Below are 13,018 nucleotides of genomic sequence, written 5' to 3' on the forward strand. Positions count from 1 at the left end.
TTGTTGGAAAGCGACAGGTTTGAGGTTAGGCTAAGAGCGCTTGCGTCTTGTGTCACTGGTGTGGTGATTCGGGATTGCGGCTGGTCAAAAGTGCATTGAAGCAGGAAGCGATAAACGCATGAGCAATGTGTCAGACCTCGAGCGCCGCCTGGGTCGCGCGCTTGATCGGATTGCGAAGAGTGCCCAGAAGCTTGGCGCAGCCCCCACGGAGCCAGAGGGTTCCGCTGAAGTTGATGAACTGCGTCAAAAGCTTGAGGCAGAGCGCGCAAAAACCGCGCAACTGTCAGAGCGTGTGAATGCGGTTCGTAATCGACAGGAAGGGTCTTTTGCAACCCTGGAGCGCCGCTTGGCGCGGATGACAGAACAGCTGGATTTGCAAAGCCTTGAAATGCTGCGCCTGAAAAAGGCGAATACAAAACTGATCGAGGCAAATCGTCAGCTGCGCGAAGGGTCCGAGGCAAAAATCATCGAACCCAGCACCATCAACCGCTCTCTGTTGGCAGAACTGGAGGCGCTACGCGCTGAACGCGCCGCTGAAATGGCCGAGATGGAAGATGTGCTTGGCGAATTGAAGCCGCTGATTTCCTCGGAGGATGCAAATGCCTGATCAGATCATAACCATCGGTCACAAGGAATTTACGGTTGCCTGCCAGCCGGGGGAAGAGCAATACCTGATTTCCGCTGCTGAAATGCTGGATGCCGAAGCGCGGACGCTTCTGAACCAGATTGGCCGCGTCCCCGCTGAACGCATGTTGCTGATGTCAGGGCTGATGCTGGCCGACAAGACCGCAGAAGCCGATGACAAGCTCAAGGCCGCGCAAGCTGAAGTCGCGTCACTTCGTGAAGAAATATCGCGCCTTCATTCGCGCCCTGACCCGCAGCCACGACGGGTTGAGGTGCCTGTAATCCCCGCAGATGTGACCGATGCGTTGACAGAACTCGCTGCGCGGGCGGAAGCTGTTGCCGAAGATCTGGAAGCGCGCGCGAAAGTCTAGTCAGACACAGCCGAAAGGGCATTGCGCAATTCACCCGGGAATTCCGGGTGTGAATAGATGTCGTTATGTCCGGCCTGAAGTCGCGATATTGCTGCAATGGCACGGTCGCGCGCTTGTAGCCCATCAATCAGCGCTTCGGCGCGGGCAGGCGGGATCACCTCGTCTCGGCTGGCGAGGATGAGGGCGACCGGCGCAGGCGAGGTTTTTAACGCCTCCAACGTGTTCATTTCATGCCGGAACAGCAACCGGATCGGCAGCCAGGGCATGGTCTGCTTCCCAACGGCAACAAGGCTGTCAAATGGTGTTACAAGCACGGCCCCATCTATAGGCCGCTCCGAACTCAGATATGCTGCAACGCCGCTGCCAATACTGAATCCTACTGCAATCATGCCATTGGGTGCATCCGGCGCAAGATGGTCATGCAAGGCCAGCGCATCCGCTTTCAGCGCATTCGCTGACGGGCGTCCCGTGCTGGGCGCGTAGCCGCGGAAATGGAACGCCGCAACGGGGTATTCGGGAGCGATGCTATGCACGAACAAGGCAACTGCATCGGCATTCCAGGCATTGCCTCCAAAGGCCAGGATCAAAGGCTTGGTTGGATCTTGGCCGGGGATAAGGCTGCCTTGCAAAACGCTCCCATCGGGACGTGTCAGGCTAAGCTGTCTGCTCTCTTGCGGCAGTGATGGTGATGGCCCGACAAGGCTTCGTGGAAACACAATCGCACCCTGCATCACCGTGAATAGCAGCGCTACAAAGACATATAGACCCGCAACTGAGAGTGCAAATTTAACCAGCCAAGGCAATATGTTACCTCCTGATCTTCAGTCGGGAACGCGGTCGGCTTGTGGCATATGCGGTTTGATGTCAATCAGCGGTGTTCCGTCAATCGCGTCAATGGCATCAATGCGGACAACCCCTTGCGAGGCGTCAATCCCGAGCACTTTCACAATCCCCATCCCAATCGGGTTCGGTCGTGCGGGCGAGCGCAGGTTGAAGGTTCCCGTCCCCTCACTTCGGTGGCGCGGTGTCTGATGGATAAGGTCGCGGGGGGCTTCACTCATCCAGTAGAGTAGAACCAAAGCGTCACCAGCCTCGATCCCTGATAGTCCGGGTCGAAACAGCGGATCAATGTGCACTGTGGCGTCTTGTCCGGTTTCGCGCGCTTGCCTCAGGTTCTTGGGGCAGTCCTCCAAGCTCCACGGGCTGGTGATATGACCGATAAAAGTGACCTGCGCGTGGAAAGCGGGCTGCGCATCAAGGCGTCTTTCACCTTGGCGTGTGTCGAAACGCCCTGTCATTCCTCTGCGCCTTTGGGTAGACCTCTGAACCCTTGCGCAACAACATATTTCTCTGAACTATCTGCACGGCTGGCCGGGGGCTTCACATTGGCGACTTTGCGGAAATGCTGCTTCAGCAGGCGTTGCAAATCGCCTTCGGCACCGCCGGCCAGAACCTTGGCGACGAATGTGCCGCCTTCATCCAGCACGTCAAACGCGAAATAGGCCGCCGCCTCGCAGAGCGCCATGATCCGCAAATGGTCGGTTTGCTTATGCCCGGAAGAGGCGGCCGCCATATCCGACATAACGACATCGGCCTTGCCACCAAGCCACTCCTTGACCTTTTCTTCGGCGCCATCGTCGAGGAAATCAAGCACATGCGCCTCTGCACCGGCCAGTGGTTCCACCTCTTGCAAATCTACCCCAAGCACAGAACCTACGCGTTTGCCCGACTTCTCACCCAAGGCGTTCACACGCGCGACCGCGACTTGCAGCCACCCACCGGGCGCACAGCCCAGATCGACCACGCGCGCACCGGGCACCAGAAAGCGGTATTTGTCGTCAAGTTCGATCAGCTTGTAGGCCGCCCGACCGCGATAGCCGTCACGCCGCGCTGCCAGCACATAAGGGTCATTCAACTGCCGTTCCAGCCAGCGGGTGGAACTGAGCTTGCGCCCGCGTGCCGTCTTGACCTTGACCTTCAGCTCTCTTTGGCCGCGCCCGGATGTATTTTTAATTTTCATGGTGTTACGGGTTTCTCTTAAGGTATAAGGTTAAGTGCGCCATCGCTGCTCATTTGCGCGAATAGCAGTCCCTCGCGCAGTCCGCGATCCGCGACAGACATTCTGTCGGTTGGCCAGACGCGCATCAGGGCCGTCAGGATGGCCGCACCAGACATGATCTGGGTGTGCCGTTCCCGCCCGATGCGCGGGTCCTGACGTCGGCCAATTGGCCCAAGCGCCAGATATTCCCGGATCACACTGTCGACTTGGTCCGAATTCATGACAAGCCCATCAACCTTGTTCCTGTCATAGCGTTTCAGCCGAAGATAGGACGCAGCCACTGTCGTGATGGTGCCAGAAGTGCCGATAACCTGAAATGCCCTATGTGCCTTGGCATCACGATAGGGGGTGAAGGCTTCGAGTTGTTCCTCGAAATACCAACTCATCAAGGCAAAGCGCGCGGCGTCATCATCAACCTCGCGGAAATAGTCCTTCAAGGTCGCAACCCCCAGCGGCACGCTGATCCAGTCCACGACCTGCGGCTTGTCATCCTCCGGCTCCCCCATGAACGCGCCGCGATGCATCGACATGATGGCATTGCGCCGCTTTTCAGGCGCGACGCGCGACAGGTCGATCCAGACAAGTTCGGTAGAGCCGCCGCCGATGTCTATGACCAGCAACTGCTCTGTCTCGGGCGCGACAAGCGATGCGCAAGACACCACCGCAAGGCGCGCCTCTTCCTCTGCGGTGATGATTTCCAGCTTCAAGCCGGTCTCCATCTGGGCGCGCCGAATGAAGTCAGGGCTGTTTCGCGCGCGGCGGCATGCCTCTGTCGCAACCAGCCGCATCTTGCGCACATTGTGCTGATCCAGTTTCGACCGGCATATGCGAAGTGCTTGCAACGTGCGTTGCATCGGGCGATGCGACAGCATCCCCGAAGTTTTCAATCCGGTTCCAAGCTCTACAGCCTTGGAAAAACTATCCACCACTTCGAAATGCCCGCCCGCTGGGCGCGCAATCAACATGCGGCAACTATTTGTTCCCAGATCAAGCGCCGCATAGAGTTGCGGGTCTGACCCAGGTCGGCGCGCGGCCTTTACCGATTTCGGGGCAGCACCAAAGGGGCGTCTGCCAATATCATTCGGGGAAGCGGCCACGCCTGTGGGACGCTCGGGCGTCATAATCGCCCTCCAATTTCGTGTTACATTTGAAGGTAATCAACACGGCTGGCATAAGCAAGCTTTGACATGCGTGAAAAGCGATGACTGAGGTTCTTGTCATAATGAACTTGAGGAAAATGACGCTGGCGCACTCTCGTCTTATGGGGGGAGAATGCTGTATCTGTGCGTCGTGATCCCTTGGCGAGGTGTCGGTTTTCACGCGGGCATACGTTGGATTCACGCCTAAATGGATATCGTTGTCCAAACAAAAGGTGGCATATGGCGCAGCTTGTGATTGTATATTGGCGGGATATTCCGGCGCAAGTGATCGTGGGCAAGGGGCGCCGCGCTCACAAGATCCAGTTGTCAGAACGGTTCGAGCAAGCCATCGACCGATGTGCAATGAAGGTCGGTGCCAGGGATGCAGACGCCTATCTGGGCGAATGGCGCAAGGCTGCGCCGGTCGAGGTCGCTGGAAGTGATGAAGATGTCGCGAAAACCACCGCAGCGCGGCTGGAAGCAGAGTATGACGCGGACAGGTTGAAAGCGTTGATCGCCAGTAATGGCTGGGCATAAGGAGCTTTCAAGTGTGACCCGACCCCGTCTGATGGAGCGTATCATGTCGCTATTGAATTTTCGCCGCACTTCCCCGTCCACTGCGCCACAGAATGCACAGGTCGAAGCTCTGCTACAGGGGTTCTCGATAGAAGTGATGCCGCGCACGGCAGATAAGATTGCTGATTTCCGCGCAGTCCTGCCCGCCGGAACGCGTGTTTATATCGCGCATATAGATGGTACGCCTATCGCCGATATGGTTGCAACTGCTGCCCGCCTGCGCGCAGAAGGCATGGAGCCGATGCCGCATTTCCCAGCGAGAATCATCGCCAACCGTGCTGAATTGGCAGATTGGATTGCGCGTTATCAGGGCGAGGCAGATATTCGTGAGGCGCTAATGTTGGGCGGGGGCGTCGCGACCCCAAAAGGCGATTATGACAATTCCATGCAGTTGCTTGAAACTGGTTTGTTCGACGGCTTTCGCCGTCTGCATGTTGCCGGGCATCCAGAGGGCAATCGCGATATTGCCGCAGACGGGGGGCAGGAGATCATCCTGAATGCCTTGCAATGGAAGCAGGATTTCGCCCGCGAGAAAGGTATCGAGATGGCAATCGTTACCCAGTTTGCGTTTGAGGCGCAGCCGATCATTGCATGGGTGCAGCGCTTGCGCGATCAGGGAATCGAACTGCCTGTGCATCTGGGTGTGGCAGGGCCAGCAAAGTTGCAGACATTGATCAAATTTGCGGTCGCTTGTGGCGTTGGCCCATCGCTCAAGGTTCTGCAAAAACGCGCGAAAGATGTCTCAAAGCTGCTTGTTCCGTTTGAGCCGACTGGGCTGGTCACTGATATTGCGGCCTATAAGGCAGATCACCCGGATTTCGGTGTCGAACGGCTGCATTTCTTCCCGCTTGGTGGGATCAAGACGAATACAGACTGGACCATCGCACAGGGCGGCGCATCTGGTCGGCCTGCGATTTAACCTAGAACTTCTGGAGAGAATATGACCCGTACTGTCCTTGAATCCGCGACCAAAACTGTCGTGATCGGTTTTGACGAACCGTTTTGCGTCATCGGTGAGCGCATCAATCCGACTGGCCGCAAGAAACTGGCTGCTGAACTGGAGCTGGATGATTTTTCGACAGTCGAGCGTGACGCCTTGGAGCAGGTTGCTTGCGGGGCGATGGTTTTGGATATCAATTCTGGGGCCGTATTCTCGAACAAGATGGCCAAAGACCCGCGCTATGCAGACAACAACTTTGTCGAACCACCACTGATGCGCGCCTTGTGTGAACGCGTGCAGGCGCTGGTCGATGTGCCGCTTTGCATCGACTCTTCAGTGCCAGAGGCGCTGAAAGCCGGGCTTGAAGCCTGCAATGGCCGCCCCTTGCTGAACTCCGTCACAGGCGAGGAGGAGCGGCTGGAAGCGATCCTGCCGCTGGTCAAGAAATACAACGTCCCGGTTGTCGCCATTTCGAATGATGACACAGGTATCTCTGAAGATCCTGAAGTCCGCTTTGCCGTTGCGAAGAAGATTGTTGAGCGTGCCGCCGATTTCGGCATTCCCGCGCATGACATTGTTGTTGACCCACTGGTAATGCCAATTGGCGCAATGGCAACGGCCGGGCAGCAGGTCTTTGCGCTCGTGCGTCGTCTTCGTGATGAGTTGGGGGTCAATACCACCTGTGGCGCGTCGAATATCAGCTTTGGCTTGCCAAACCGCCACGGGGTGAATGCAGCTTTCCTGCCGATGGCCATTGGTGCCGGTATGACCAGCGCGATCATGAACCCTGTCCGCTCGGTCGAGATGGAGGCCATTCGCGCCGCCAATATGCTGATGAACCATGACCCGAATGGTGGTGCGTGGATCGGGCTTTCAAAGGTGCTGGAAGCGGTCAAGGATGGGGTCAGCTTTGCCGAAGCCTCGCGTGCGGCAATGGACGCGGGCGCACGCACTGGTGGGCGCCGCGGCGGACGGCGCGCACGCGGATAAGCTGTTCAGGGCGATGACAGATAGAAAGGCGGGGGAATCCCCACCTTTTTGCTGTGTAGGGCGGGGTATTGCAGGACAAGAAAAAGGGGGCACAGGCCCCCTTCATTGTTTTGTGACCGAGCCCGAGTCGTCAGCCGACACTCGCGGCTGCTTTCTTTGCGTCGGCATAGATGATCAGCGGTTTTGCTTCGGAGTTCACCGCTTCTTCATTCACCACGACCTCGCTGACATTTTCCAGCCCGGGCAGATCGAACATGGTATCCAGCAGGATATCTTCCATGATCGACCGAAGGCCGCGCGCACCGGTCTTGCGGGCAATCGCGCGCTTCGCAATCGCGCGCAGCGCCTCGTCCGTAAAGGTCAGATCAGCACCTTCAATGTCGAACAGCTTCTGATACTGCTTGACTAACGCATTCTTCGGCTCTGTCAGAATGGTAACAAGGGCATCCTCGTCCAGATCCATAAGCGTTGCGACAACGGGCAAACGCCCCACAAATTCAGGTATCAGGCCAAATTTCAGCAGGTCTTCGGGTTCAAGCTGCTTGAGCGAGTCGCCAATTGTCTTCTGGCTTTCGTCTTTCACATCCGCTCCGAAGCCGATTGCCGACCCTTTGCCGCGCATATTGATGATCCGATCCAGACCGGCAAACGCGCCACCACAGATAAACAGGATATTCGTGGTATCGACTTGCAGGAATTCCTGTTGCGGATGCTTGCGGCCACCCTGAGGGGGAACACTTGCGACAGTGCCTTCCATCAGCTTCAGCAGCGCTTGTTGCACCCCTTCGCCCGAGACATCGCGCGTGATCGAGGGGTTGTCTGATTTGCGCGTGATCTTGTCGACCTCGTCGATATAGACAATCCCGCGCTGCGCACGTTCGACATTGTATTCAGACGCCTGCAACAGCTTCAGGATGATGTTTTCAACATCTTCCCCGACATAGCCCGCCTCGGTCAGTGTTGTGGCGTCTGCCATTGTGAACGGCACATCGAGGATGCGCGCAAGGGTTTGCGCCAGCAGGGTCTTACCACAACCTGTTGGCCCGATTAGCAGGATGTTTGATTTTGAAAGCTCAACCTCGCCAGCTTTGCCAGAGTGGTTCAGGCGCTTGTAATGGTTGTGCACCGCAACAGACAAAACGCGTTTTGCCTGAAGCTGGCCGATGACATAATCATCCAGCACATCGCAAATCTCGCGCGGTGTGGGCACTCCGTCTGTCGCTTTCAGCCCGCCGGACTTGGTTTCCTCGCGGATGATGTCCATGCACAGCTCAACACATTCATCGCAAATAAAGACGGTGGGTCCGGCGATCAGTTTGCGAACTTCATGTTGGCTCTTGCCACAGAAGGAGCAGTACAGGGTGTTCTTGCTGTCGGAATCGGATGTCGGCATTTCAAACCTCTGTGGTCTTTACTGCGGCAGGCATGGCCCAGATAGGGAAGTGACGGCCTTGATTCATTAAAGGGTAGGTCAGAGCGGAAGCAGGGACAATGCAAAACTGCACTCTGTTTGACATTTCCCTGCCTCGTCTGCCCTGATATCCTTAGCTTGTGCCTGTTTCAGCGCGTGAGGTCACGATATCGTCAATAAGACCCCACTCCTTGGCCATCTCTGCAGTCATGAAATTGTCACGCTCCAGCGCGTCTTCGACCTTTTTCAGGGTCTGGCCTGTGTGTTTGACATAGATCTTGTTCAGCCGCTCTTTCAGTTCCAGAATCTCGCGCGCGTGAATCGAGATATCTGTTGCTTGCCCCTGAAAACCGCCTGATGGCTGGTGAACCATGATGCGCGAATTCGGCAGTGAGAAGCGCATACCTTTCTCGCCCGCACAAAGCAGCAATGACCCCATAGAGGCGGCTTGCCCCACGACCAGAGTCGAGACTTTCGGTTTGATATATTGCATCGTGTCATAGATCGACAGGCCGCTGGTCACGACACCACCGGGCGAGTTGATATACATCGAAATCTCTTTCGATGGGTTTTCTGCCTCAAGGTGCAGTAGCTGCGCCACGATCAGGCTGGCCATACCGTCATGTACCGGGCCGGTCACAAAAATGATCCGCTCCTTCAACAGGCGCGAAAAGATGTCATAAGCCCTTTCGCCACGGCTGGTCTGTTCGACCACCATGGGCACCAGGTTCATATAGGTATCAATCGGATCTTGCATGTGCCTGCCTTTATTTACTGACCAGTCTGGTCGGTTGATATCTCAAAACTCTTGAGGGAATCTTAGTGCTACGATTTGGGAGCCGCAAGGGGCGGGCAGGAATTTGTCTTAGCCCTCACTGCCCAGTGCCTTACCCAGACGCGGCAGTTTCGCGCGTTTCAGTAGCGGTCGCACAGGCTGCGCGCGCCCCGATGCGGCCTCTGTCGCGTGTTGCGCCTCTCGTACAGCGGCCTCCACGATGTCGTGCGCGCTTAACCACATCTCCATCAGAAAATCATCCGGGCTTTGGGCGCGCAGTCCTTCAGAAGCGAGGGTGCGCGCGGGAAAATCCTTGAGGTTCAGTGTAACAATTCTGTCAGCCTGCGCTGAAATCGCAGTGGCCAGAACATGCGCATCTGCAGGGTCAGGCAGCCACAAGCGGACTTCCAGCTTCATATCGGCAGGTATTTCTGCACGTGCCCACTGGCTGCGAAGGCGCACAATCTCACCCGTGGCGATTGCGGCGGCCTCTGCGCCCAAGCGGCTGGCCGCGCGTTGCCACTCGCCTAGAATGCGCGCGGACCACAGCGGCTCATATCCGCCGCGCGCTGCGACACCAATCAGGATTTCGCGCAGAACACTGGGAAAAAGGACACAGGCGTCCAGCACGACCTTCATGCGTTCAGGCGGAAGAAAACGGCCTTGAGGTAGCCGCTTTCGGCCAGTTGTGGCAGTTGCGGGTGGTCCGGCCCAGCGAAACCTGTGTGAATCATCTGTGCCTTGCGCCCCGCGCGCCCGATGCCGCGCGCGCTGGCATTGCGAAACGCCCCAAGGTCAGCAGCATGAGAGCAAGAGCACAGGCCAAGATAGCCGCCCGGTGCCACCAACGGGGCCGCAAGCTTTGCAACCCGCTCATAGGCGCGCAACCCTGCATCAAGCGCCTGCTTGTTGGGCGCAAAGGCGGGGGGATCGCAAATCACCAGATCAAACTGCGCATTTTCTTGATGTAGCGCTTCCATCACGGCGAAAGCATCGCCCTGACGGGTCTCGAGTCGTGCCGCCACATCACTGGCTTGCGCGCCGCGCGTTGCCAGTTCCAGCGCAGGGGCAGAGCTGTCGACAGCCAGCGCATGAGTTGCGCCCGCCGCCAGTGCTGCAAGGGAAAACCCTCCAACATGGCTGAACACATCGAGCACGCGTGCGCCATGTGCAAGGCGGGCCGCGAAGGCATGATTTGGTCGCTGGTCGAAAAACAGGCCTGTCTTCTGCCCGCCCAGCAGGTCGGCCATATATGTCGCCCCGTTCATCAGCACGGGCACAGGCCCGTCAAGCGAACCTTGCAGGACTGAGGTGTCTTCGCCCAACCCCTCAAGGCTGCGGGCACGGCCGGAGCCATTCTTGACGATACATGTGACCCCCGTCACGGACTGCAAGGCATCGGCAAGAAGCGCGATATGCGTTTCTGCCCATGCCGCGTTGGGCTGAATGACAGCAGCCTCTCCGAAACGGTCTATCACAACACCGGGCAGGCCATCTGCTTCGGCATGGATCAGGCGATAATAGGGCGTGTCATGCAGTCGGGTGCGGTGTTCCAGCGCACGGCGCAGCCTTGCGCTGATCCAGTCCTGATCAATGGCAGTTGCCGCGTTGCGGTCCATCATCCGGCCAATGATCTTGGATCCGGGGTTGACCGTGACCAGCCCAAGCGCGCGGCGCTCTGCATCCTCAAGCACTGCAAACGTCCCGGGTGTCAGCGCGCGGGTGCGCCTGTCTGTGACCACCTCGTCAGCAAAAACCCAAGGGAAGCCGTGGCGAATGGCGCGGGCTTCGGCCTTGGGTTTCAGGCGAATCGTCGGGTAGTCGGGCATGATGGCAATCCTTGATGGCTCTGGACCGTGCAATAGGCCAGTCGCCACCGTTTGGAAAGCCTGCCTCTTGCTATGTATCAGCTGCGGGCGGTTGTCCCGAATGCACCGGCAAGCAAGCGCGCGATTTTTTGCCCTAGGGCCGACAGCCCCTGAGCGACGACTTCCGCACGCATCCGGCGCGCTTCTGCTTCGATTTGAAGTGTGTCGATGATGATCGGTTCTGATTTTGTCATGTCATACATGGGTTTTGCTTTCGTTTTTTCCTGACCCCAAAATATGTGCTGCGCTGCAGCATCGCCATAATTAATTCGGAAACTCCGTCATGCGATTTCTGCATGGCTTCAGGGTGATTGAATTGTTAGCGCTAACTGGCTATATGCAGCCCAAGCCGAGGATTCATCTTGCACGATGGAGGAGCCAATCATGCCCCTGAACCCCAGAATAGAAGCCGTCACAGAGCGTATACGCACGCGCTCGGCGCAGCGCCGAACAGCGTATCTGGACCGAATGCGTGCCGCCGCGCAGGCAGGGCCTGTACGCGCGCACCTGAGTTGTGGGAACCAGGCACATGCCTATGCGGCGATGGAGGCGGATAAATCCACCCTCGCGGAAGGGCGCGCACCCAATCTTGGCATCGTCACAGCCTATAATGACATGCTCTCGGCGCATCAGCCTTTCGAGCATTACCCAGAGGTTATCCGCCGCGCAGCGCGCGGGGCAGGCGGGACGGCGCAGGTTGCGGGCGGCGTTCCCGCCATGTGCGACGGGGTCACCCAAGGGCAGCCGGGGATGGAATTGTCCCTGTTCTCGCGCGATGTGATTGCGCTTTCGGCGGGGGTGGCCATGTCGCATAACTGTTTTGATGCGGCAGTGTGGCTCGGGGTGTGTGACAAGATCGTGCCGGGCTTGGTCATTGCGGCGGCGACTTTTGGCCATGTGCCTTCGGTTTTTATTCCGGCGGGGCCAATGACCAGTGGTCTGCCCAATGACGAGAAAGCAAAGGTGCGCCAGAAATTCGCCCAAGGCGAGATCGGGCGAGAGGAGTTGATGGCCGCTGAAATGGCCAGCTATCATGGTCCCGGCACCTGCACGTTCTACGGCACTGCGAATACCAATCAGATGTTGATGGAATTCATGGGGCTGCACATGCCGGGCGCGGCCTTCATCAATCCAGGTACACCCTTGCGCGAAGCGCTGACCGTAGCTGCGACCGAGCGCGCGCTTGCGATTACCGCCTTGGGCAATGATTACCGACCGGCCGGACAGGTGCTGGATGAACGTGCCTTTGTGAACGGGATTGTCGGGCTGATGGCCACGGGGGGGTCTACCAATCTGGTCCTGCACTTGCCTGCCATGGCGCGTGCGGCCGGGATCGAGCTGACGTTAGAGGATTTCGCCGAGATTTCGGAAGTCGTGCCCCTGATGGCCAAGGTCTATCCGAATGGTCTGGCAGATGTGAACCATTTTCATGCGGCGGGCGGCCTGGGCTATATGATCGGTGAATTGCTGGGGGCAGGCTTGTTGCATGACGATGTCAGCACCATCGCGGGCGACGGGCTGCGCCGCTATGCGCAGGAACCCAAATTACGAGACGGGGCGCTGGTCTGGGAAGACGGTGCCGGTCAAAGCCTCAATGATCGGATATTGCGCCCGGCCGCGGACCCGTTTCAGAACAGTGGCGGGTTACGCCAGCTTGCGGGCAATCTGGGGCAAGGGGTGATCAAGACATCTGCGGTGGACCCGTCGCGCCATGTGATCGAGGCGCGCGCACGCGTTTTCCACGATCAGATCAGCGTCAAGGCGGCCTTTCAGGCTGGTGAAATCACTGAAGATACCATTGTCGTCGTGCGGTTTCAGGGGCCGGCGGCGAACGGGATGCCGGAACTGCATTCGCTTACCCCCATTCTGTCGGTCTTGCAGGATCGCGGGCTGAAAGTCGCGCTTGTAACAGACGGGCGCATGTCAGGTGCCAGCGGCAAGGTGCCCGCCGCCATCCATGTCGCCCCAGAGGCCGCCAAGGGTGGCCCGCTTGCACGGCTGCGCGACGGTGACAGGGTTCGGCTTGATGCGGTTGCGGGGCGACTGGATGTGCTGGAGAGCGACTTCGAGACACGCAGCGCGGTTCAGGCGGACCTCAGCGCAAATGAATTCGGGATTGGGCGCGAATTGTTTGCAGCCTTCCGCGCGACAGTTGGCGATTCTACCGAAGGGGCCGGAGTGGTGGTCTGATACGCGCGCAACCGGAGGGTGCTAGTCCCGACGCGGCCCGCCGCCCCCTCAATGGGGGCAAGGGGCGCGCCCCTT

15 protein-coding genes are annotated in these 13,018 nt (G+C 58.2%); 6 read left to right on the forward strand and 9 right to left on the reverse strand.

What is annotated here, in order from left to right; all coding sequences use genetic code 11:
• The first annotated feature begins 118 nt into the window (after positions 1-118).
• On the forward strand, positions 119-607 hold the full coding sequence (locus EV660_RS11015) for a hypothetical protein (RefSeq protein ID WP_071480505.1): 489 nt from the start codon (positions 119-121) through the stop codon (positions 605-607).
• A complete protein-coding gene (locus tag EV660_RS11020; protein WP_071480506.1) occupies positions 600-995 on the forward strand; it encodes a cell division protein ZapA in 396 nt (131 codons plus the stop codon). The genes EV660_RS11015 and EV660_RS11020 overlap by 8 nt, the downstream gene beginning before the upstream one ends.
• On the opposite strand, the gene EV660_RS11025 is transcribed toward EV660_RS11020, so the two are convergent.
• Genes EV660_RS11025 through EV660_RS11040 form a run of 4 tightly spaced genes read right to left on the reverse strand, consistent with a single transcriptional unit; the run spans position 992 to position 4,175 of the window.
• Positions 992-1,798, reverse strand: a complete 807-nt coding sequence (locus tag EV660_RS11025; RefSeq protein WP_100319140.1) for an alpha/beta hydrolase — start codon at positions 1,796-1,798, stop codon at positions 992-994. The two genes, EV660_RS11020 and EV660_RS11025, sit on opposite strands and share 4 nt — an antisense overlap.
• 18 nt (positions 1,799-1,816) lie before the next feature.
• Positions 1,817-2,293, reverse strand: a complete 477-nt coding sequence (locus EV660_RS11030; protein ID WP_071480508.1) for an SAM-dependent methyltransferase — start codon at positions 2,291-2,293, stop codon at positions 1,817-1,819.
• Positions 2,290-3,015 (reverse strand): RlmE family RNA methyltransferase, encoded by a 726-nt coding sequence (locus tag EV660_RS11035; protein ID WP_071480509.1) that lies wholly within the window; start codon positions 3,013-3,015, stop codon positions 2,290-2,292. Before EV660_RS11035 ends, EV660_RS11030 begins: the two co-directional genes overlap by 4 nt.
• 17 nt (positions 3,016-3,032) lie before the next feature.
• The gene (locus EV660_RS11040; RefSeq protein ID WP_071480510.1) at positions 3,033-4,175 is read right to left on the reverse strand and encodes a Ppx/GppA phosphatase family protein; all 1,143 of its coding nucleotides are present in this window, start codon (positions 4,173-4,175) and stop codon (positions 3,033-3,035) included.
• 258 nt (positions 4,176-4,433) lie between these two features.
• On the opposite strand from EV660_RS11040, the gene EV660_RS11045 reads away from it, so the two are divergent.
• Genes EV660_RS11045 through EV660_RS11055 form a run of 3 tightly spaced genes read left to right on the forward strand, consistent with a single transcriptional unit; the run spans position 4,434 to position 6,699 of the window.
• Positions 4,434-4,730, forward strand: coding sequence for a virulence factor (locus EV660_RS11045; RefSeq protein WP_071480511.1), 297 nt, complete (start codon positions 4,434-4,436; stop codon positions 4,728-4,730).
• A 43-nt stretch (positions 4,731-4,773) separates the two neighbouring features.
• Positions 4,774-5,688, forward strand: coding sequence for a methylenetetrahydrofolate reductase (locus EV660_RS11050; RefSeq protein WP_071482055.1), 915 nt, complete (start codon positions 4,774-4,776; stop codon positions 5,686-5,688).
• Between the two features lie 21 nt (positions 5,689-5,709).
• Positions 5,710-6,699, forward strand: a complete 990-nt coding sequence (locus tag EV660_RS11055; RefSeq protein WP_071480512.1) for a methyltetrahydrofolate cobalamin methyltransferase — start codon at positions 5,710-5,712, stop codon at positions 6,697-6,699.
• A gap of 130 nt (positions 6,700-6,829) precedes the next feature.
• Here the strand turns inward: EV660_RS11055 and clpX are convergent, their stop codons facing one another.
• The 5 genes from clpX to EV660_RS18635 all read right to left on the reverse strand — a co-directional run bounded on the left by clpX (position 6,830) and on the right by EV660_RS18635 (position 10,947).
• Complete coding sequence (gene clpX / locus EV660_RS11060) at positions 6,830-8,092, reverse strand: ATP-dependent Clp protease ATP-binding subunit ClpX (protein ID WP_071480513.1); 1,263 nt, start codon at positions 8,090-8,092, stop codon at positions 6,830-6,832.
• Positions 8,093-8,243: 151 nt separating this feature from the next.
• Complete coding sequence (gene clpP / locus EV660_RS11065; protein ID WP_071480514.1) at positions 8,244-8,867, reverse strand: ATP-dependent Clp endopeptidase proteolytic subunit ClpP; 624 nt, start codon at positions 8,865-8,867, stop codon at positions 8,244-8,246.
• A gap of 108 nt (positions 8,868-8,975) precedes the next feature.
• Complete coding sequence (locus EV660_RS11070) at positions 8,976-9,524, reverse strand: RSP_2648 family PIN domain-containing protein (RefSeq protein WP_071480515.1); 549 nt, start codon at positions 9,522-9,524, stop codon at positions 8,976-8,978.
• On the reverse strand, positions 9,521-10,714 hold the full coding sequence (locus EV660_RS11075) for an RSP_2647 family RNA methyltransferase (protein WP_071480516.1): 1,194 nt from the start codon (positions 10,712-10,714) through the stop codon (positions 9,521-9,523). The genes EV660_RS11070 and EV660_RS11075 overlap by 4 nt, the downstream gene beginning before the upstream one ends.
• A gap of 77 nt (positions 10,715-10,791) precedes the next feature.
• Positions 10,792-10,947, reverse strand: a complete 156-nt coding sequence (locus tag EV660_RS18635) for an RSP_7527 family protein (RefSeq protein WP_168800303.1) — start codon at positions 10,945-10,947, stop codon at positions 10,792-10,794.
• A gap of 190 nt (positions 10,948-11,137) precedes the next feature.
• On the opposite strand from EV660_RS18635, the gene edd reads away from it, so the two are divergent.
• Positions 11,138-12,943 carry a phosphogluconate dehydratase gene (gene edd, locus EV660_RS11080; protein ID WP_071482056.1) on the forward strand — a complete coding sequence of 602 codons (1,806 nt, stop codon included), beginning with the start codon at positions 11,138-11,140 and terminating at the stop codon, positions 12,941-12,943.
• The last annotated feature ends 75 nt before the right edge of the window (positions 12,944-13,018 follow it).

This window comes from Roseinatronobacter bogoriensis DSM 18756, assembly GCF_004366635.1.
Taxonomy (GTDB): Bacteria; Pseudomonadota; Alphaproteobacteria; order Rhodobacterales; family Rhodobacteraceae; genus Roseinatronobacter; species Roseinatronobacter bogoriensis.

Excerpts from the sequence above, each read along its gene's own strand:
- EV660_RS11015 (WP_071480505.1), top strand. The coding sequence starts at position 119 with ATGAGCAATGTGTCAGACCTCGAGCGCCGCCTGGGTCGCGCGCTTGAT.
- EV660_RS11020 (WP_071480506.1), top strand. The coding sequence starts at position 600 with ATGCCTGATCAGATCATAACCATCGGTCACAAGGAATTTACGGTTGCC.
- EV660_RS11030 (WP_071480508.1), bottom strand. The coding sequence starts at position 2,293 with ATGACAGGGCGTTTCGACACACGCCAAGGTGAAAGACGCCTTGATGCG.
- EV660_RS11035 (WP_071480509.1), bottom strand. The coding sequence starts at position 3,015 with ATGAAAATTAAAAATACATCCGGGCGCGGCCAAAGAGAGCTGAAGGTC.
- EV660_RS11040 (WP_071480510.1), bottom strand. The coding sequence starts at position 4,175 with ATGACGCCCGAGCGTCCCACAGGCGTGGCCGCTTCCCCGAATGATATT.
- EV660_RS11045 (WP_071480511.1), top strand. The coding sequence starts at position 4,434 with ATGGCGCAGCTTGTGATTGTATATTGGCGGGATATTCCGGCGCAAGTG.
- EV660_RS11050 (WP_071482055.1), top strand. The coding sequence starts at position 4,774 with ATGTCGCTATTGAATTTTCGCCGCACTTCCCCGTCCACTGCGCCACAG.
- EV660_RS11055 (WP_071480512.1), top strand. The coding sequence starts at position 5,710 with ATGACCCGTACTGTCCTTGAATCCGCGACCAAAACTGTCGTGATCGGT.
- clpX (WP_071480513.1), bottom strand. The coding sequence starts at position 8,092 with ATGCCGACATCCGATTCCGACAGCAAGAACACCCTGTACTGCTCCTTC.
- clpP (WP_071480514.1), bottom strand. The coding sequence starts at position 8,867 with ATGCAAGATCCGATTGATACCTATATGAACCTGGTGCCCATGGTGGTC.
- EV660_RS11070 (WP_071480515.1), bottom strand. The coding sequence starts at position 9,524 with ATGAAGGTCGTGCTGGACGCCTGTGTCCTTTTTCCCAGTGTTCTGCGC.
- EV660_RS11075 (WP_071480516.1), bottom strand. The coding sequence starts at position 10,714 with ATGCCCGACTACCCGACGATTCGCCTGAAACCCAAGGCCGAAGCCCGC.
- EV660_RS18635 (WP_168800303.1), bottom strand. The coding sequence starts at position 10,947 with ATGACAAAATCAGAACCGATCATCATCGACACACTTCAAATCGAAGCA.
- edd (WP_071482056.1), top strand. The coding sequence starts at position 11,138 with ATGCCCCTGAACCCCAGAATAGAAGCCGTCACAGAGCGTATACGCACG.